This is a genomic window from Sphingobacterium paucimobilis HER1398 (assembly GCF_000416985.1).
GTDB lineage: Bacteria > Bacteroidota > Bacteroidia > Sphingobacteriales > Sphingobacteriaceae > Sphingobacterium > Sphingobacterium paucimobilis.
Window position 1 is genome coordinate 100062 of sequence record NZ_ATDL01000004.1, and the last position, 18813, is coordinate 118874.

Below are 18813 nucleotides of genomic sequence, written 5' to 3' on the forward strand. Positions count from 1 at the left end.
AAACTATTTCTGTGAAATAATATACTGAATTGGTAGAGTATTATTTTATTAGCTTACGGTTGCCGCAGGTTTGTGTGTCTTGTGGGCTAGTTTTTCTGACCTGCCAAGTTCGTGTAATTCATGGATGAGTGCTTCAATATTATCCAGACGCTCCAGTAATGCTGTATCATTTTCTTGCTCGATTGATTTGGTGATACTGACCGAAATACCGACCAAAAGCGCATTGATGCGGTAAGCTAGCGTCTGAAAAGAGAGTATGTCACTCCAGTCCTGCTTCTTGTAGCGCGGTTCCTTTTGGAACTGATCCAGATTATCATAGAGTTGTGCCAATGAAGTCTGTGCGTGCTTTCGTACAAGTCTCAGTTCTTGATTATCTACATTCTGTTCGCATAGTCGTGCCCGTAGTTTATGGTAGTAATTCTGGTAATTGCCAATAAGTATCTCCGTTAGGTTTTTCATTGTTTTGTGATGGTTTACTGGCAGGGCAAAACAGCCTATCAGCGCTATGATCGACCCCAGTAGAGTAAAAGCTAAGCGGCTGCCCAGTAAATCCCATATATTTCCTTCGTAGAGGTGTAGGGCTAATATTGCTGCAATGGTAATGAATATCACACAGATCAGATAGTCAGGTTTGTTAAAGAGAAAGAAGCCATACAGACTTATCATGGCAATCAGGAGCAGTGTGGTGGTGTCGTGTGTGGCCAAGGTAATCAATAGACTGGCCGCAATGCCAACCAGGGATCCGACAATACGTTGGTAATTTCTCCTTTGTGTCGTGGCGTAGCTCGGACGTGCCACCAAGATAACGGTCAGTATAATCCAAGAGGCGTACCGATATTCGGGCAGCGTGTAGCCAACGAGTCCCGATAGCATCAGTAATGTAGCCATACGTATCGAGTAGATAAATATGGGGGACCTTGTCTTGATATGTTTTGCGATAACCTGACGTTTATTTGTCGTGGGAACAAAGTTTTTGTACGAGGCCGTACTGACCCACGTGGGGTCCGGTGCGATGTTCGCTTGTTGGATCTGTTGGACGATGGTTACGATATGTTTGATATGAATCAGAATCGGATTAATCAATGCTTTGTTTTCGTTGTCAGAACTGTTCAGTATCTGTTCTAGTTTTTTTATGTCGGCGCTGATCTGCTGTTTTGTCTTTATTTCGGCATTTTTATCCGTCATCTCGACAAGGTCGAAGTGACCAGAACCTTTAGGATCTTTATTCAGCTCCATAGAACTTGTATTTTCCAGGTCCTTGATTTCGTTAGAAAGAAGTAGAAGGATATGGCGTATAATAGGGAGTACTTCGGAGTGTTTTAATTTTTCGCGAATTGTTTCATAATCAGTGTCTATTCCCATCAAGAGTTCGTAGAGGTCTATTAGTCGATAGATTTTACGCAGCCAAATGAGGTCAGACTCATGCTCTGATGTAATTAGTGTTTTTTCGCGAAGCAGCAGCGATCGGATGTTCTCGAGTTGTTCACTGATTTTGATATGCAGTAGACTCAATTCGCGGTATGCCTGTTCTAGAGGGAGTCTTTCATCATAGCATTTTATCTTCGTTTCTAAGAGTATTGCCATCTGTTCGAAACCGTCTTTCATTGCATACTTTAAAGAACGATAAGGTGACAGGTAGGCTTGTAGTAGGCTGATTACAAAAAAACACCCTGTTCCTACGCTAAAGGATAGTGCAAAAACAATGGGATCCTGCGGTTTGAGTCCGATGGTAAAGCTAATAACAATCATGGTCAGGTTGCCGATGACACCCCATCTAGGACCCAAAGCGATCAATAATGTGCAAAGGAAGCCCCATATTCCTAGAATTGACAATATGCCCCAAGAGAGATGGTGCAGAGCCAGGGCTGTAGAAAAGGCCGTGATCGTAAATAAGGTGCTGCACCAGATCGCTGTCATTGTTTTGTCCTGTCTATTTCCCGGCAGATCGGTAAGGGAGGAGAGTATCACGCCTACAGCAAAAGCTATGGCGACATCTAGACTTACGGTATAGAAGAGTAGGATAGCAGGAAGCAGGATAACAAGGATGTTTCGTAGTGCATCCTTGCTAAACTCTTTGCCGAAAAATTGATTGACAATACGAATCATAAAGCCTATTTACAATTGATCTTTTAAATCGATTGCAAAAGTACGAAAAAATCACTTATGTGAAATATATTTTTACGATAGGTTTTTTGTTCAAAATATTATTTTGTATTCTTGGTATCTTGTGGAATATGTGTTATTAAAAAAGACCCTTCCGATTGTTCGGAAAGGTCTAATAGAAGAAACAGAAAAAATATAGATTGATGAATTAGTAACTAATAGGTTGCATACTGTGGTACCGCTTCTTTGCTCTCGAGTTCGGTCCTGCCCATTAAATATTCGTCCACTTTTCGAGCGCACTCCCGGCCTTCGGATATTGCCCATACGACGAGAGACTGTCCTCGGCGCATGTCGCCTGCTGTGAAATACTTGTCGACATTGGTTCTATAGTCTTTTTCCGAGGCTTTGACATTGCCTCTGTCATCGCTGGCGATGTGGAGTTGCTGTAGAAGACCCTCCTGCTGTGGATGTAGGAAGCCCATAGCCAGTGTTACCAGTTCACAGGGGATTTCTCGTTCCGAACCCTCTACCTCCTTAAATCTGGTAGGTCTCCCAAACGCATCACTTTCCCACTCCAGATCTACGATGCGGGCTGCACGGAGGTTGCCTGCCTCATCTCCTACGAAGGCTTTGGTGCTAATGCTCCAATGACGTTGGCATCCTTCCTCGTGCGATGTTGTCGTTTTGAGGAGCATGGGGTAGGTGGGCCAGGGCATAGCCGAGGTACGGCTTTGCGGCGGCTGTGGCATCAGTTCAAATTGCGTGACCGATTTGGCACCGTGACGATTGGATGTGCCAACGCAATCAGAGCCGGTGTCGCCACCGCCAATAACCAGTACATTTTTACCCTTTGCATGTATAGGCTCTGTCGTGAGGGGAGAATTCCCTACGCGTTTATTTTGTTGCTTTAAGAATTCCATAGCGTAGTGGACTCCTTTTAGTTCCCGCCCCGGAATGTTTAGATCACGGGGTATGGTAGAACCTCCAGCCAGCACGACGGCATCGTATTGGTCGAGTTCCGATATCGGGGTGTTTTTGCCTATTTCTGAATTTGTACGAAACTCGATGCCAGATTCCTCCATGATGGTGACTCGTCGATCGATTACTGTTTTGTCGAGTTTGAAATCGGGTATACCATAACGTAGTAATCCTCCGACTTTGTCATCTCTTTCGTATACCACGACATCATGGCCAGCTTTGTTTAGCTGTGCTGCAGCTGCTAGTCCTGCAGGACCCGAGCCTACTACAGCGATTTTCTTTCCTGTTTTGAGGTAGGATCTATTAGGCTTTACGTAACCTTTTTTATAAGCTATCTCAATGATGTGTTTTTCTATTTCCTCAATAGCAACCGGGCTTTTGTTGATCCCTAGTACGCAGGCTGATTCACAGGGAGCAGGGCAGATACGGCCTGTAAATTCGGGGAAGTTATTGGTGGATGTCAGTATGTTGTACGCATCTTCCCATTTACCGTCATATACGGCATCGTTAAATTCAGGGATTACATTCCCTAAAGGACAGCCTGAGTGACAAAAAGGAATGCCGCAATTCATACAGCGTGCTGCTTGCTGGTTGAGTTGTTCGTCCTTATAGCTGTGAACAAACTCCTGATAATTTTTCGTTCTGCTTGCTATTGGCTCCTTTTGAGGTGCAGATCTGTCAAATTCTAAAAATCCTGTCGCTTTTCCCATGTTTCACTACTTAATTTAAGCTACAACCAATTGTTTGCGGATTACATTTTTATATTCCCTTGGGAATACTTTGATGAACCTGTTTTTTTCTGTTATCCAATGTTGAAGAATGTAGGAAGCTCTATCGCTATTGGTTAAGTGTATATGTCTTTTTAAGAGCGCTATGATAGCGGATTCGTCTTCCGTTTCGAGCGGATCCAGGTCTACCATTTCTTGGTTGCAATTGTCCCGAAACGTTCCGTTGATATCATATACCCAGGCTATTCCACCGCTCATTCCCGCTGCAAAGTTTCGTCCCGTTGCTCCCAGTATCAGGGCGCGGCCTCCCGTCATATATTCGCAACCATGGTCGCCAATGCCTTCTACTACGGCGGTGGCTCCCGAGTTGCGGACGGCAAATCGCTCTCCGGCCATCCCGTTGATGAACAAGTGGCCGGAGGTAGCACCATACAATGCGACATTGCCTATAATAATGTTTTCGTGAGGTATTAAAGTACTTTCTTTTGCTGGATAGATAGCGAGTTGCGCCCCAGATAGGCCTTTGCCCACGTAGTCATTGGCTTCTCCCTCGAGCTCCAGTGATATTCCTTTTGTGTTAAAGGCACCAAAGGACTGGCCTGCCGAACCCTCAAATTTGTAGTTGATGGTATTGTCTGGAAGTCCCTCTGAGCCGTATATTTTGGATATTTCGTTGGATAGGAGTGTGCCTATCGTGCGATCTGTATTCTTGATATGAAAGGTGCCGAATACAGGTGTCTTGGCTTCCAATGCAGGCTTGGCTTGTTTTAATAACCCCCAGTCCAGGATCATGGCCATGCCGTGATCTTGTTCTTCGGTATTGTATAGCGTTTCGCTTGTTTCGTTGCGGGCGACATGCAGTAGGTCTTTGAAATCGATTTTGTTAGCTTTCCAATGGTTGACGTTCTCTCGTTTTTTCAGGAATTGTGCTCTTCCTACCATTTCGTTTATCGTACGGAAGCCCAGTTGTGCCATGATTTCGCGCATCTCCTCTGCCAGGAACTGAAAGAGGTGGACGATATCGTCAGGTGAACCCGAAAATAGCTTGCGCAATTCAGGGTCTTGTGTTGCAACGCCTACAGGGCAGGTGTTCAGGTGGCATTTGCGCATCATGATGCAGCCTCCTGCTACCAGAGCCGCTGTGGCGACGCCCCATTCCTCGGCACCGAGGAGTGTAGCAATGACGAGATCCCGACCTGTTTTCATCTGTCCGTCCGCCTGTAGCACAATGCGGCTCCGTAGTTTGTTGATGACCAGGGTCTGATGCGCCTCAGCTAGCCCGAGTTCCCAGGGTAGTCCTGCATGTTTGATGGAGCTGATCGGGGAGGCTCCTGTACCACCGTCGTAGCCAGCGATCAGTATGACATCGGCATGTGCTTTGGCAACACCGGCCGCTATGGTGCCTACACCTGCTTTAGAAACGAGCTTGACGTTGATCCGCGCATTCCGATTGGCATTTTTGAGATCAAATATCAGCTGTGCTAGATCTTCAATAGAATAAATGTCATGGTGCGGTGGTGGTGATATCAGGCCTACGCCGGGTGTGGCATGACGCACTTTGGCTATCCACTCGTCGACCTTATGTCCAGGGAGCTGCCCACCTTCGCCGGGTTTGGCGCCTTGTGCCATTTTAATCTGTATCTCATCGGCTTGCGTGAGGTAGTTGGAAGTTACACCAAAACGGGCTGATGCTACTTGTTTGATCGCAGAGCGCATGGAGTCTCCATTAGGCAACTTTTCGTATCGTATTTCATCTTCACCACCTTCTCCGGTATTTGATTTTCCTCCGATCCGGTTCATGGCGATGGCAAGTGTACTATGGGCTTCGTGTGATATCGAACCAAAAGACATGGCACCTGTAGCAAATCGTTTCATGATCTCACTTGCAGGCTCGACCTCGTCCATAGGGATAGGGGTACGGTGCTTGGCAAAATCAAGTAGGCCTCTCAGTGTAAACAGGTGTTCCTCTTGGTTGTTGATCAGTGCTGAATATTTTTTGTAGGTTTCGAAATCGCCCGTACGGCAGGCTTGTTGTAGCAAGTGTACCGTTTGTGGATTCCACAAGTGGCCTTCACCTCGGCGCTTCCATTGGTACAGGCCTCCTTCGGGCAGTAGAACTTTGGATGTCCGTTGGTTCCCAAAACTACGTTCGTGTTTCGCTAGTGCTTCTTTGGCTATATCATCAAGATTCAGGCCTCCTATACGGGATACGGCTCCGCAAAAATAGGTGTCCACGACCGATTTGTCGATACCAAGGACTTCAAAAATCTGTGCGCCATGGTACGATTGTAGGGTCGATATCCCCATCTTGGAGAAAATTTTCAACAGACCATTGCATACTGCTTTGACATAATTCTTGCGTAGCTCTTCCCAAGTCAGTTCGGTGTCAAGCAGGTTCTCCGCTTTTAGGGTACGGATGCTGGCTAATGCCAGGTACGGATTGATCGCTGTAGCGCCAAAGGCCAGTAGGCAGGCAAAATGATGTACTTCGAGTGCATCACCGGCTTCTACGACAAGTCCTACGGCACCGCGGTTTCCTGTTTTTATGAGATGGTGGTGAACTGCCGATACCGCCAATATCGAAGGTATAGCTGCATGTTGGGAGTCTATTGCCCGGTCAGAAAGGATGATGACTTCGAAGCCGTCACGTACGGCATCGTCTGCATAACGGCATAGGCGCTCGATACCTGCTTCCAACGAACCTGATTTGCCATCGGCACGGAAATAAGCCTGTAATGTTTTGGCTTGGAACACACCTGTATCGATGGAACGTAGTTTTTCCAGTTCACTGGAGGTTAATATCGGATGCTCGAGTGTTACGCAGTGACAGAATTTTTTGTCTTCAATCAATATGTTACCTGCATTGCCGATAAATGTGGCCAAACTCATTACCAATCTTTCCCGTATTGGGTCGATCGGTGGATTGGTCACTTGTGCAAAAAATTGCTTGAAATAGGAAGAAAGATGCTGCGGTTGATCCGATAATACGGCTAAGGGAACATCGGTACCCATTGAGCCTATAGGTTCGTAACCGGTCAGCGCCATGGGAGTCAAAATCGTCTCCAGGTCTTCGCGGGAATAGCCAAAAGCCTGCTGGTATTTAAATACGGACTCTTTGGATAGATAGGTAAAGGTGACCCTGGGCTCTGCGAGTTCTTCCAGTCTTATTTTATATTGGTCGATCCAGTCGCCATAGGGTTGTTGACGGATCAATTGACCTTTTACTTCTTCGTCCGAACGTATTACTCCTTCTTGCATGTCGACAACGAAGATTTTGCCGGGCTGCTGACGCCCTTTTCTGATGATGCTGGCTTCTTCTATCGGCAAAGCTCCTGCTTCAGATGCCACGATAACACGGTCATCGGATGTGATTGCGTACCTTAATGGTCGCAATCCGTTGCGATCAAGGGTGGCTCCAATGGTGTTACCATCGGTAAAGCACAATGCAGCTGGGCCATCCCAAGGTTCCATTAAGGTGGCATGGTATTCATAAAATGCCTTTTTCAAAGGATCCATCTGTGTATTTCCATCCCAGGCCTCAGGGACCAGCATCAGCATGACGTGAGGCAGGCTCCGTCCGGAATGTAATAATAGTTCGACAACATTGTCTAGGCACGCGGAGTCTGATTGCCCTCGGTCTACGACGGGCAGGAGAATTTCCATTTCCTCCTCGGTGAAGTAGGGGGATGACAGTGAACGGACACCGGCATAGAACCAGTTGAGGTTGCCTGTCAGCGTATTGATCTCTCCATTGTGGGCGATCATACGGAAGGGCTGTGCTAATGACCAAGAAGGAAAAGTATTGGTCGAGAAGCGGGAGTGTACCAATCCAAAAGCAGATACTACCTTTGGATTCCGTAGATCTTCAAAGTAGGAGCCGACTTGATAGGTCGTTAACTGTCCTTTGTATATAATGGTTTTGCAGGATAGCGAAGCGATATAGAGTGGTAACGGATAGGCTTGGTGTGTTTTTATTTTCTGAATGATCAATCTTCGGAGTACATACAGTTTGCGCTCAAAGTCTTCCGTATTGCTAACGCCATGAGGGCGTGCTACAAAAAACTGTACAATTTCGGGCTCTGCTCCTAGTGCAGTGGGGCCAATACCTTCTCGATTTACAGGTACTGTTCGGAAGCCTAAGAATTCCATATTGCGATCGGCGGCCGCTTGCTGTATCACGGTACGGCAGATCTGGTTCAGTCCTTCTTCCTTGGGTAAGAATACCATTCCTGCTCCGTAGTACCCCGGTTCTTGAAGTTGTATGTTTAATTGTATACACTCTTCCCATAAAAACTCATGCGGCAATTGGATCATAATTCCTGCGCCGTCTCCACTCTCGGGATCACAACCGCAGGCGCCACGGTGTTCCATATTCTCAAGCATGGTGAGCGCATCTTTTACCTGTGCATGCGATTTATGTCCCTTGATGTGGGCTACAAATCCTACACCGCAGGCGTCGTGCTCAAATTCGGGGTTGTACAGTCCTTCTTGTTGCATTGTTTCTTTGGTTGAGTGTATTTGTGCTGTAGTTGACGATCGCCTGTTCTGTTGGTCAGACTACCGGTTGATGGTTGACAGTTTTTCAATCATCAACTATTGCGTTTACAAATATAGAAATAAAATGTTTTTTATTTTATAAATAATTCAATAAAAAAAAGATTTATTTATGTTATTTGCAATAAATATTCTTTTGTAGCGATGTTTTTGTATTATTTTTGGTTTTTATTACCGATTTGGGAATTTCATTCTGTGATAGGAGTGCATGAAAGAATCAGATCCATCCTTCGCGTAAGGCTTTGGAGCCCAGCTCAACAAAGGATTTACAGTTGGATTTTCGAAGGATGTTTTTGCGGTGTACACTTACGGTATGTGGGGATAGGTGTATTAAACCAGATCAAAGGCCATTGCAAATCGTAATAAATCAGCAAAGGAATTACACTCGATTTTACGGATGATGTTTTTACGGTGTGTTGATACCGTATGGGAGGAGATAAAGAGTTGGTCTGCTATCTCATTGCTCGATTTGCCGTTGGCCAGTAGCGTTATTATCTCTTTCTCCCTGACCGTGAGTTCGGCAAATCGCCTATAGTTGTTTCGGATGTACTGGTCTTGATCCAATGTCTTGTTGACCCGGGAGATGAGCTGATCCATCCCGATGACCGGCGAAGAGAGCAGGATGATTTTATATTCTAATTCACTGAACATTTTGACCTGTACTACTTTTAAAACTGTGTAGAACCAGGTGTAATGGGTGTCGCCATAGAGTTTGACCCGTTGAAAGAAGTTGTATTGTTTGTCAAAATCACCTAATACCAGATAATTGTTCATCCCCTCAAAAATGCCATAGGTTTCCTCTTTGACAAAGTAACGATCATAATATTTTTCTCCCAATTGGTTGACCTCATCTACTGAGGATCCTAGATGTTCGCAACCCCAATTGTTCATATAGCTACAGCCAATAGGACGTAGGCCATCCAGGTCTTGAATCATGAGTGATGCTGGGACGATATCGCCAATGTCGGGGATATTAAAATCGCCATATTTGAGTCCTTTGGATATACCGTGTAGTTGTGTGGCCAGGGTATCCATAATTTCTAATCTAAGTGATCGTAATAATTGCTTCTTTCTCCTGTTTGCAAGATGTGTTTGGTGTAATTAATTGCAAATCAATGCTAATATAGGTAATAAAATTGAGTTTGCAAGATGGTGTTGTAGCAAAATACCTAGGTCTAGGTATTTACCTGTATGCTAGGAGGGGCTAGCTTTGTGGTATTGAAAACCAAAGATATAATGAAATGAAGAGAATGGCTAACCTAATAGCAGGGATATTCGGGATGATGTGCTTGCTAGGAACGACAAACGTAAGGGCGCAAAATGATGTATATAAAAACACACTGATAGGGGTTGTCATCCGTTGGGAAGGTTCTGAGGGAGGCTATGATTGGGCTTTTGTGAAAGCCTTGCCTAATTACACTGTTTCCTTTACTTATCAAGGGAAACAAGTCACCTTATCAGGTATGACAGGACAGCGCTTTATAAGAAAAGATCACCCCATTCCGCAGGGGTTCAAACTTACCGATAGTCAAGTGATGGTTGACGGTTATCCTGCCACTAACTATAACAACTACATGTCTTATTATAACACGTTATACGAAGCGAATAATAATATATTCAAGGAGGCAAACAGAAACGACAAGCAAAGTCTGTTGAGTGTGATTAAAAAGATTGACAGCAAGATAGCCGAAATTAACAGTAAGATGCAGAGTTTTCAGGTGTCTTCTAGTTTTAGGAATCAGTATGATATGGATAAATATATCAAAAGGTTGGAAGATCAACGAAAATCGTATGAAAAAGACATTAGTTTGATCGAAAAAAAAGAAAGTGAAACCAAAGTTATCATTACTGGTAATAGTAAATCAACCTCATCATCAAAGAGCAGTAGTTCCGGTACGTCGGCAGAAGCGGTGTCTTTGGGCGGTTCATCTTCGGGAGCTACTCCTGCGACAGGACCAACGACAGCGACCACAAAAAATGAGGACATCCGTGCTGCATCGTCTTTTCAGGGAGGTCTCAGCAATATCAAGGAAGGAGAGGTCTTCAAGAACGACAGGGGCGAGTATTTCCAGAAAGTCAACGGTGGCGCCCGCAAGGTGGATAAATCGGCTTACGATAGGGTAGAGGCCAACCGCATCGCCGCACAGCTGGCAAATCAGGAAGCTGAACGGCAAGAGCGTGACGCTGTGTATAGTCGTGCTACAGAAGACCTGACGAATCTGGGAGCGAATGTGCTGATGGGGATGCGTGCAGACCGGGAAGCCCGTCTGGACAGAGCATATGCGGCACAGAGCCGAGCTGATGAAGCCATTAAGGCTTATGGCGAGCTTGCAGCCGATGGAAACATAGAAGCTTTGAAAAAGGTAAACAACGCTTATCATACCCTAGCGTTTTATAATAAAGAAGAAAAAGGGGGGTGGAACGGCAAGTACAGCAAAGCAAGGGAAGCTTTTCTGAAAAATACTCTAGAAAAAACGAACAATAGTGGTGCGCGGGATCTGCTGCTGGGGTTTTACGATACACAAAAGGAACAGGCGATGGCGCGTCGTAGAAAAGGGATTTATCGTGCAATCGCCTATCCATTGTTGGGTGCCGGCTTAGCTTATGGAGGATATAAGGTTTATGACTCTATCCTAAATGATGATGACGACGGTAGTATGGAATGGCTCGGTACGACGATGTTAAGTATCGGTGTTGTCGGCGGAATAGCATTTGGAGGCTGGGGGCTTTTTGAGGGAGCATCTGTTTTCGGTAGAGGAAAAAGCAGCGAATACTATAAAGAAGCAGATCGAAAACAACAGCAGATCCTTCGGCGTTATGCGTGGCGATTAACACCAAAGTACAATACCCGTCTCCATGCTTCGCTGTTGAGCTTGAATATTACTTTTTAACGCTAACGATGTAAACATATCCCCATCCGGTAAGTAAAATACCTAGAACTAGGTATTTTTCAGTAGCATTTTTGGATATACCTTTTGGGGGACTGTACCTTACTTGTTTTAAATCGATTTTGATATGAAATATCCATGTAGAACAGGCTGCACAAACACGAATGAATATAGTTTGGATATTCCATATGACAGTTGAAAATCAAATTAAATACATATGAAAACAATCAGCAAAATTATGGTAGGCATTATCGGAATTATGTGCCTGTTTGCCTCCCTTCAAGTAAAGGCACAAGACCGTTACGGTTATTGTACTTTCAAAAAGTATGACAACGGTACTAATACGCAGTACTTGGTTATTTCCGATCCTTTTCGGAATTGGTATGAAACTTCAAATGGTAAAATGACCGATCAGGAAAAGGAAGCCTGGACAGCTAGTTTCAGAGCACAGGCCAATAAGCAAGTAGGCTCTCAGTTGATGCGAACATCGGATAAACCTGTGCCTTACCGGGGCGAGTATAATCATTTTACGTCTGAATCTGCCTGTCGTGAAGGTATTACGAAAGAGGTAAACGATTTTAACAACGGGCATAAAAATGCTCCTCAATATCAGGATGGCTATCCCGGCGGTAAGAGCTATTATAAAGTGATCTATGTGTATCCTTCAAGACGATAAGCGATGAGAGCAAAACTGATTTTTATGGCTTTAGTGTTGGTGGTCCTGGTGAGTTTGGGACAGGCGCAAACGAAAGAGGAAACCATTACGTGGATAAAGGAGAAGTTTGAGAAGTATCATGAAATACAAGGATACACAAAAGCAAATTATAAAAGCTCTTATGATGAATTGACTTATTCACTTGTTATTACACCTTGCAATATTGAATTACATTATGGAGTAAAAGAAAACCTAAATGAACTTGGGCGTATAGTAGCTTAATGGTTACATAATTAAAGTTTCTTTCAACCCAAGCATGTCTAAATTGGGTTTTGGTGATCACGATGTGGTAATTGCAGAGAAAGATGTTGTATTGTATGATTACAAGCATTTCATTTCCGGAACTATTCAGAAAGAGTGTTTTAAATTGATTCCCAACTTTGACTACTCAAAAGAACCTAATCTTGCTGAACGTATGGCAAAAGCATTAAACCACTTAGAAACGTTTTGTGAAGAAGGTAAAAACGAAACATTTTAACACTTAAATATTTAAAACTATGTTAATAAAAAATGAAGAAAACCAATTCGTAGAACTATCGGCTTATGCGGATATGCTGCTACAAGACGGACTTGGCGAAGATTCAGTAACTGAGGAAGATGCCCAGCAAGCGTTGAGCGAACTATATTTGCACAACCAACAAGAACAAAGTACGTATTTTATAAGCCAGCCTGTTGGTCTTACAGCCTTAACCATAGATAGTATTAATCTTGCAATACCGTGGCGTGATTTTAAAAATGCTTTTTGCAATCTTATTAAAGAAGATTCCATTTCTGGTAAAATAATAGAATATGTTTTACAGGCTATTGCCTTGGTAACTGGGAGTAACTTTATCTTAAAATTAGCAAAGGTTATATTGACCTATGTTCTAAAGAAAGGTGTCAACAGACTTTGTGGCTCTTAGTAGCGACGAATACCTTTCCCTTACTGTCTCTTCTTCGGAGGAGGGTGTGAGGATTAAATTTTATAACCATGAAAACAATAATAACTCTTTTAGTAATGCTGTTAAGCATTAATCTTTGTAAGGCTCAAGGAGCGACTTTAACAAAAGATGAAACCCTTAAATACATTGGAAAAAAAATAGATGAATCTAAGGGATACAAGGACAAGGACTACATTACTTATCTTTCAATAGCTTTGGGCGAGGCAAACATAAATTTTAGTAAAGTAGTATGTCCATATAGGAGTAGTGAGAATAAATCACCAAATAACAGGGCTAATACAAGCTATGTAGAACACTACTATGATTTTATATTTAACCCTGTGTTTATTTCTTCTATTACAAATGTTTATAACGCTGATCAAAATGTTTCCTATGTAAGATTGCATTTTAATTCTAAGACGGTGAAATGTAATTATTATTTTAAGTATTGGAAAGAAGTGCAAGTGTATCGTATGAATTATGACTCTCACGATGGAGCTAAGTCATATGAATATGATTATGTAGACATTCCGTACCTAACTGCAGACCCAACCAACTTTGATAAAATCAAAAAAGCTTTCGAACATCTAAAAACTTTATCAAAAGTTGAAGATGACCCTTTTGGATAAACGACAGTTGCAAATAAAACTGATTGTAAAATCAACAGTTGAACAAAGAGTAAACAGTATTGTAAATTTTAAAATAGTTTAGTTATGAAGAAAATACTTCAATTAGGTAAATGTATTACTTTGCTTTTATTGACAACTACAACGATTAGTTGTGAAAAAGAAAGTAACGACAGTCATCATTTATATAAAGGTACAGCTAGCGCAAGAGTTATCAATTCAAAACAACAGCAAAGAGTTATTACAGACTCTACACCTTGTATTCACAGATCAGAATCAGAAGCAAGGCAAGCACTTTATGACGGTATTAAATACTTGATGTGGACAGGCGAAGCATTCGCTGATAACGTTCAATACTCTATCAGTAAATGCGATTAAAAAACACAAATAAAATAGAAACAAAATGAACAGAATTATAATAATTACAGCAGGAATTGTTGGGATAATGATGTTGCTTGGGGCAAAAAATGTAAAAGAACAAACTCAGTCACCTAATTTGGTGTATGTTATTGCTCGAGAGCATGGTGGCGATAAAACAATTATTTCATACCCGTTCAGCGGAAATTGCAGTAAGATGTTTTATGGAAAAACCAACATTATCAATGAGTACAAAGCTAAATACAGCAAACGAATAGAAAAGACATTGACTTCAGTAGAAATAAAAGGACCTTATTCGTCATGGGACAAAGCAATGGATGCATATAATGCTGATTTGGAGAAATTTGGAGGCAAGGCTAAGCCATTTCCTTTTGGATTGGAATGTAATAATGGTAAACAATAACAGTCTTTTGAATTTTAATCCTTGAGCGAGGTGGAAACCTCAGGTTGTTTAACAGGTTAAATAACAATTCTTATGAAAAAACTATTCCTTTTTACCATAGCATTTTTGTTAAGTATTACTTTATTTGCCCAAAAAAGCAAAATAAAAACTAAGTATTATTATGCCCTAGGTTGGGAACATCTGCCAATGCCTGAGCAGAGTGCAACAAATAAACAACCCTTGGTCAGCAATATTTTCGGTTTACGCTGCGAAGAAGACCGTCAGCCGAATAAAACCGGAATCACAAACGAACTGAATGACTACTACAGAGCTTACCTTAGCAAAAGTCGTCGTTTTAACGGTTTAAACCGTGCTATAGCTTTCGGACCTTTTGATACTTGGGACGAAGCAGAAAAGCATAGACGAAAAAGCATTGCCGATTACAACCAGAATTGGAGACCTATATTGTTGACGGATTTTTCGGTAGGTTGTGATTGATTGGCAATATGTTGTAAAAGCAGATATGCAATGAAAAATATAGTTTTACTTTGCTTTGCGTTGCTCAACAGTAGCGCCGCACAGGAGCAACAGGCAGTTCCTGAGCTTGGTGTAGAATTGTTAGACCCCTACCCCAAGCTTACTGCTACCGAGTTGATTGAGCAACAAAAGTGGCGTGGACAGGGACTTGATATTCGAGAAAGCGAGATTGTCCTCGATCTATATACAAGTATAACCATGCTGGATACCATTATCGAAAGAGGGAAATACCAACTGCTGATCAAGCATAATAAGGACATTGTGCAGTTTGCCGTTTGGAAAAATGATAGACCAATAAAGCATATGGAATGGAAAGACAACAAGGCCTATGCGTTGTACAAAGGAATACGAAGCCGCGTAAACAAGCCGATGTTACGATTTGGTAGAAGTACCATGTATAGGATACAAATACAGCTGGAAAGTGAGGCGTATCCACGGGTATTTCGTATCTCTACCCGCCACCCAGACACACCGAAGCCTAAGAAGGAAGAGTTGGGAGTACCGATATGAAAACACTGAATCCCTACACCGTCCGTAATGAGGACTTTACCGACCGTATCGATGTCGTATGCCCACGCTGCGAAAAGAAAGCGCTGGTCATCGGGGCTGGTCTGTATGCACCTATGGCCGAGCACGAAGAAAAGGTGCGTTTTTCTTGTGTATCCTGTGGTTATGCTATTAAATACGGAAGTACGCCCAAGGTGACGGTGTACGTCAATAGTCGTGGGGTACCTAAGTATACTCGGGTACTGCACCGAAATGAGCCAATAGATCCGTTCTTTGGATTTGCGCTGTGGTATTGTATTGAGGCCAATGAAGGTACACTCTGGGCTTATAATCTCGAGCATCTGTCGGTTATCGAAGCTTATGTGACAGATTCTTTGCGAGAGCGAAATGGGGAGCCTTATCAAAACAATAGCATCGCGAGCCGACTGCCCAAGTGGGTGAGTGCAGCTAAAAATAGAGAGTACGTATTGCGACTGATCGCTAATGCGAAAAATAGGTGATAAAACTTAATAAAGAACAGAGCGCCTTGAACAATTACAAGAAATATATGGTGAAGATGATGGTCAATGAAGATCTGATTATAGGTGTTGCTGCTGCGTTTCTTTTTATTGCAGCTGTATTTATTTGGTTTGTAGGGTAGTGGAGAAAAAGCACAATGCCGCAAGTATCCCCTTTAGGGAGCTTGCGGCATCAGTGTTTAAATAATAAATGAGCTAATTGCTCTTTACCAATTCGACACGTCTGTTTTTAGCTTTATTGCCCTCGCTATCGTTGGCGACAAGTGGGCGTTCGGCTCCGAATCCTTGCGCTTTTAGTCTAGACTTGTCGATACCATCAGCAGTCAATGCTTTCAATACCGCGTTGGCACGTTCTCCGGAAAGTTTTTTATTGTGTTCCGCATCACCGGTATTATCCGTGTGTCCTTCGATGTTGATGGTCAGTGTACTTTCTTTTTTCAATGCAGTCGCAATCTGCTGTACGACTTCTTTCCCGTCTGTGGTCAGGTTAGATTTGTCGGTGTCAAAGTTGATGTACAGGATCGATTTCCCTTTTTCGTTAAGGTCTTTTGCAATTTCATCGGCCGTAATCTTGGTGATGGTCTGCGTCATTGTCCCTTCTTGAAGGATGTTTAGCTTTCCAGCGGCATTGTTGGCACTGAATTGTATATAAATATTGCCTTGATCTTTGGTACGGATCACGTAAAACTTGATATTTTCATCGGCATAGCCCATGTCACCCTCATCGCCTTTATTTGGATCCTGTTTGTTATAACGGTCATATTCCTCACGGCTTATAGTTCCGTCAAAGACCTTGACAGCACCTACCGACTGTAGGTAGTCTTCTACACTTTTTTCATAATAGCGTTTGGAAAACTGTTCTCCTTGTTCAGTATCTACATTGATTTTGTAAAGTTTCCCTTCAAATGGCGTCATCACACCGTTTACTGGAAAAAAGCACACATCAAAATCTTTTTGAAAAGGTCTATTGTTATGTTTTAATCCTTTTGGTAAGGTAAAATAAGGAAAGGTGCCAATATCCGATGTTGTTACAGGGATACTCCCGATATCCAATGTCGTGTTAGGGGTCGCTGAAGCATTTTCACTCTCGGCACTTTGCGTGGATGATACGCTATCCTGCGCAGTGTTGTTTTCTTGCTTGGGGGTATTATTACAAGCGATAAGCAGTGCTGCCGAAGCAAACAATAGTGTGGTCTTTGTCATAGATTTCAATATAAATTGATTTCTAATTTCTGTAAAATCATGGGACAAACCAAGTTAAATTATTAATTTGATAGATCTCGATACCTCTAATAGGTCTATAATAAACGGCTTGATAGGACGAATCTTCTATTTGGAGAGTACAGACCAGCCACTGGTTAGGATTGGTAATGCTTTGAAAGCCCATTCTGCATTGATCTCTCCATATCCAGGCTGAGTTGTACGACTTTTCAATTCATTCTCATTGACCACTCGTCGTTCTATGGATTTGGGCTTCATGACCAGTGTCGGTGTGTTATCATCTACAAAATAGATATCTATGCGAAGAATACCGTTTTTTTCATCCAAATAAAATGGATGTGTAAAGTTGATTGTCTTTTTGAATAGAGGAGAGGTGTAGACCAATAATTTGCGCATTTGGATAGGAGTGTCTGTATCTAATGTTTTTGGCGTGAGTTGAGATACGTTGCACAGATAGCCATTTACAACCTCAGTTTTATTGAGTTCGGTTCTGTTGAAGTTCTCGAGCTCAATATTGCTGTTTGCTCCTGCACCAGGATTTTCACTGGGTGTGTAGTGGGCGTAAATTTTTCGATCACTTTCAGCAATCTCACTTGTTTTTGTCAGTGTTTCGAGATAAAGACTCCCTTTATCCTGAAGTTCATCATGGTAGTTGTCCATTTCCCAACCAAATCCTTTCACTTTGCCGAGCACTTTGTCGTCCTTGACGTAGTAGGTACAAGAAGTTGTGTTCATGGATAAAACGAGACCCGCGAGTGGATTTTTGGATGCCATCTCTTCCACTGTTTTAACAATAGCCTGTACGTCTTTGTCTTTTTGTAATAGATTTTGATATTGCGATTTGGGGTCTGCCTGTGTAAAGTCAATTTTATCGACAAGCTTACTCAACTCTACTTCTTGGGAATAGATACCCATTTTAATAATGCCCTGGTCAAAAGTCTCTGTTTTGATGTTTTGATCGATGATCTCTTCATTCTTGTCTTTGCTGCAGTTAGCAAATAAGGCGAGAGCGGCAACTGTAATGCCGCTTTTTATTATATTTCTAAATCTCATTTTTCCTATTTAACCGTGTAACTGACCAAACCGTAGCTCTCGCTGTCTGAATCGTTATAGGTTGTTTTTTCGTAAATAATACCTATTCCTTTTGCAAGCCAGGTTTCATAGACTATTTTTTGTGTATGCCCCGTTATGCTGTTATGAAGCGTTTTTTTGAGTTCCGATTTTAAAACATCTTTATACGTTTTTCCATTGATGGTGGCGTTAGCAGCTTTTTCTAATATTCGGCCCTCATTAAAGTGTGTGATTGTCCCAGAAGCGTGCCCCGAGATTTGTAAAGATACTTCTTCTTTCCATATTTCACCTACTTTCAGGTTGGTATTGATATAGGTGGCGGTACCTGCTGAGGTGTTTATCCCCATTTGCGAAGTCGCACCATGGAGGGAGATAAATACGCCGTTTTCTTCACGAAAGCCGTCATTTAATTCTACGTCGGCATCGATTCCAAGAGGTTTGAACTGGAAGTATGTTTTGCCTTCATGCGTTAGTGATTTGTGGATTAGATATTGATACGTGTCTTCTGTGTCGTCCGTATTTACAAGATTCCATTGGTTGCCTATGGCATAAGGCCAGTAGGTGCCACTTACATAACCACCGTCGCCAACTTCTTCCGGCTCGTTGTCATTAGATTTGCTACAGGCCGTAAATACGAGCAATAGCGCTGTTAAAAAATAGCTGATTGTTGTTTTCATAGTATTTGAG

20 protein-coding genes are annotated in these 18813 nt (G+C 42.6%); 12 read left to right on the forward strand and 8 right to left on the reverse strand.

The genetic code is table 11. The features are described from left to right. Positions 1 to 48: 48 nt before the first annotated feature. The 5 genes from M472_RS25965 to M472_RS45585 all read right to left on the reverse strand — a co-directional run bounded on the left by M472_RS25965 (position 49) and on the right by M472_RS45585 (position 9398). Positions 49 to 2106 carry an FUSC family protein gene (locus M472_RS25965; protein ID WP_021068749.1) on the reverse strand — a complete coding sequence of 686 codons (2058 nt, stop codon included), beginning with the start codon at positions 2104 to 2106 and terminating at the stop codon, positions 49 to 51. A 212-nt stretch (positions 2107 to 2318) separates the two neighbouring features. Then, positions 2319 to 3791 carry a glutamate synthase subunit beta gene (locus M472_RS25970; protein WP_021068750.1) on the reverse strand — a complete coding sequence of 491 codons (1473 nt, stop codon included), beginning with the start codon at positions 3789 to 3791 and terminating at the stop codon, positions 2319 to 2321. A 15-nt stretch (positions 3792 to 3806) separates the two neighbouring features. Beyond that, positions 3807 to 8306 (reverse strand): glutamate synthase large subunit, encoded by a 4500-nt coding sequence (gene gltB / locus M472_RS25975; protein WP_021068751.1) that lies wholly within the window; start codon positions 8304 to 8306, stop codon positions 3807 to 3809. 274 nt (positions 8307 to 8580) lie between these two features. Further along, positions 8581 to 8694, reverse strand: coding sequence for a LuxR C-terminal-related transcriptional regulator (locus M472_RS45950; protein WP_081643090.1), 114 nt, complete (start codon positions 8692 to 8694; stop codon positions 8581 to 8583). After that, positions 8694 to 9398, reverse strand: a complete 705-nt coding sequence (locus tag M472_RS45585; RefSeq protein WP_021068752.1) for a LuxR C-terminal-related transcriptional regulator — start codon at positions 9396 to 9398, stop codon at positions 8694 to 8696. Before M472_RS45585 ends, M472_RS45950 begins: the two co-directional genes overlap by 1 nt. A 215-nt stretch (positions 9399 to 9613) precedes the next feature. On the opposite strand from M472_RS45585, the gene M472_RS25985 reads away from it, so the two are divergent. The 12 genes from M472_RS25985 to M472_RS45390 all read left to right on the forward strand — a co-directional run bounded on the left by M472_RS25985 (position 9614) and on the right by M472_RS45390 (position 15956). Beyond that, complete coding sequence (locus M472_RS25985) at positions 9614 to 11254, forward strand: hypothetical protein (protein ID WP_144062631.1); 1641 nt, start codon at positions 9614 to 9616, stop codon at positions 11252 to 11254. 214 nt (positions 11255 to 11468) lie between these two features. After that, positions 11469 to 11927 carry a hypothetical protein gene (locus M472_RS25990; RefSeq protein WP_021068754.1) on the forward strand — a complete coding sequence of 153 codons (459 nt, stop codon included), beginning with the start codon at positions 11469 to 11471 and terminating at the stop codon, positions 11925 to 11927. A 3-nt stretch (positions 11928 to 11930) separates the two neighbouring features. Then, entirely contained in the window at positions 11931 to 12188 is a 258-nt protein-coding gene (locus M472_RS25995; protein ID WP_031301318.1) for a hypothetical protein, read from the forward strand. 34 nt (positions 12189 to 12222) lie between these two features. Beyond that, complete coding sequence (locus M472_RS26000) at positions 12223 to 12444, forward strand: hypothetical protein (protein WP_021068756.1); 222 nt, start codon at positions 12223 to 12225, stop codon at positions 12442 to 12444. Between the two features lie 19 nt (positions 12445 to 12463). Further along, complete coding sequence (locus tag M472_RS26005) at positions 12464 to 12868, forward strand: hypothetical protein (protein ID WP_021068757.1); 405 nt, start codon at positions 12464 to 12466, stop codon at positions 12866 to 12868. 68 nt (positions 12869 to 12936) lie between these two features. Then, positions 12937 to 13515 (forward strand): hypothetical protein, encoded by a 579-nt coding sequence (locus tag M472_RS26010; RefSeq protein WP_144062632.1) that lies wholly within the window; start codon positions 12937 to 12939, stop codon positions 13513 to 13515. 84 nt (positions 13516 to 13599) lie between these two features. Continuing rightward, positions 13600 to 13890, forward strand: coding sequence for a hypothetical protein (locus M472_RS26015; RefSeq protein WP_021068759.1), 291 nt, complete (start codon positions 13600 to 13602; stop codon positions 13888 to 13890). 25 nt (positions 13891 to 13915) lie between these two features. Then, positions 13916 to 14293 (forward strand): hypothetical protein, encoded by a 378-nt coding sequence (locus M472_RS26020; RefSeq protein ID WP_144062633.1) that lies wholly within the window; start codon positions 13916 to 13918, stop codon positions 14291 to 14293. A gap of 72 nt (positions 14294 to 14365) precedes the next feature. Next, on the forward strand, positions 14366 to 14770 hold the full coding sequence (locus M472_RS26025; RefSeq protein ID WP_021068761.1) for a hypothetical protein: 405 nt from the start codon (positions 14366 to 14368) through the stop codon (positions 14768 to 14770). A gap of 30 nt (positions 14771 to 14800) precedes the next feature. Further along, positions 14801 to 15319, forward strand: coding sequence for a hypothetical protein (locus M472_RS26030; RefSeq protein ID WP_021068762.1), 519 nt, complete (start codon positions 14801 to 14803; stop codon positions 15317 to 15319). Further along, a complete protein-coding gene (locus M472_RS44335) occupies positions 15316 to 15816 on the forward strand; it encodes a hypothetical protein (protein WP_021068763.1) in 501 nt (166 codons plus the stop codon). The genes M472_RS26030 and M472_RS44335 overlap by 4 nt, the downstream gene beginning before the upstream one ends. Next, complete coding sequence (locus M472_RS45390) at positions 15813 to 15956, forward strand: hypothetical protein (protein WP_021068764.1); 144 nt, start codon at positions 15813 to 15815, stop codon at positions 15954 to 15956. Before M472_RS44335 ends, M472_RS45390 begins: the two co-directional genes overlap by 4 nt. 73 nt (positions 15957 to 16029) lie before the next feature. Here M472_RS45390 and M472_RS26035 read toward each other — a convergent pair whose 3' ends face one another. From M472_RS26035 to M472_RS26045, 3 genes are all read right to left on the reverse strand, one after another. Next, entirely contained in the window at positions 16030 to 17037 is a 1008-nt protein-coding gene (locus tag M472_RS26035; protein WP_021068765.1) for an OmpA family protein, read from the reverse strand. Between the two features lie 126 nt (positions 17038 to 17163). Continuing rightward, complete coding sequence (locus tag M472_RS26040; RefSeq protein WP_021068766.1) at positions 17164 to 18108, reverse strand: hypothetical protein; 945 nt, start codon at positions 18106 to 18108, stop codon at positions 17164 to 17166. Positions 18109 to 18113: 5 nt separating this feature from the next. Then, positions 18114 to 18803 (reverse strand): hypothetical protein, encoded by a 690-nt coding sequence (locus M472_RS26045; protein WP_021068767.1) that lies wholly within the window; start codon positions 18801 to 18803, stop codon positions 18114 to 18116. Positions 18804 to 18813: the final 10 nt, after the last annotated feature.

Excerpts from the sequence above, each read along its gene's own strand:
- M472_RS25965 (WP_021068749.1), bottom strand. The coding sequence starts at position 2,106 with ATGATTCGTATTGTCAATCAATTTTTCGGCAAAGAGTTTAGCAAGGAT.
- M472_RS26040 (WP_021068766.1), bottom strand. The coding sequence starts at position 18,108 with ATGAGATTTAGAAATATAATAAAAAGCGGCATTACAGTTGCCGCTCTC.
- M472_RS26035 (WP_021068765.1), bottom strand. The coding sequence starts at position 17,037 with ATGACAAAGACCACACTATTGTTTGCTTCGGCAGCACTGCTTATCGCT.
- M472_RS26020 (WP_144062633.1), top strand. The coding sequence starts at position 13,916 with ATGAACAGAATTATAATAATTACAGCAGGAATTGTTGGGATAATGATG.
- M472_RS25995 (WP_031301318.1), top strand. The coding sequence starts at position 11,931 with ATGAGAGCAAAACTGATTTTTATGGCTTTAGTGTTGGTGGTCCTGGTG.
- M472_RS25985 (WP_144062631.1), top strand. The coding sequence starts at position 9,614 with ATGGCTAACCTAATAGCAGGGATATTCGGGATGATGTGCTTGCTAGGA.
- M472_RS26030 (WP_021068762.1), top strand. The coding sequence starts at position 14,801 with ATGAAAAATATAGTTTTACTTTGCTTTGCGTTGCTCAACAGTAGCGCC.
- M472_RS26010 (WP_144062632.1), top strand. The coding sequence starts at position 12,937 with ATGAAAACAATAATAACTCTTTTAGTAATGCTGTTAAGCATTAATCTT.
- M472_RS26005 (WP_021068757.1), top strand. The coding sequence starts at position 12,464 with ATGTTAATAAAAAATGAAGAAAACCAATTCGTAGAACTATCGGCTTAT.
- gltB (WP_021068751.1), bottom strand. The coding sequence starts at position 8,306 with ATGCAACAAGAAGGACTGTACAACCCCGAATTTGAGCACGACGCCTGC.
- M472_RS26025 (WP_021068761.1), top strand. The coding sequence starts at position 14,366 with ATGAAAAAACTATTCCTTTTTACCATAGCATTTTTGTTAAGTATTACT.
- M472_RS26015 (WP_021068759.1), top strand. The coding sequence starts at position 13,600 with ATGAAGAAAATACTTCAATTAGGTAAATGTATTACTTTGCTTTTATTG.
- M472_RS44335 (WP_021068763.1), top strand. The coding sequence starts at position 15,316 with ATGAAAACACTGAATCCCTACACCGTCCGTAATGAGGACTTTACCGAC.
- M472_RS25970 (WP_021068750.1), bottom strand. The coding sequence starts at position 3,791 with ATGGGAAAAGCGACAGGATTTTTAGAATTTGACAGATCTGCACCTCAA.
- M472_RS25990 (WP_021068754.1), top strand. The coding sequence starts at position 11,469 with ATGAAAACAATCAGCAAAATTATGGTAGGCATTATCGGAATTATGTGC.
- M472_RS26045 (WP_021068767.1), bottom strand. The coding sequence starts at position 18,803 with ATGAAAACAACAATCAGCTATTTTTTAACAGCGCTATTGCTCGTATTT.
- M472_RS26000 (WP_021068756.1), top strand. The coding sequence starts at position 12,223 with ATGTCTAAATTGGGTTTTGGTGATCACGATGTGGTAATTGCAGAGAAA.
- M472_RS45585 (WP_021068752.1), bottom strand. The coding sequence starts at position 9,398 with ATGGATACCCTGGCCACACAACTACACGGTATATCCAAAGGACTCAAA.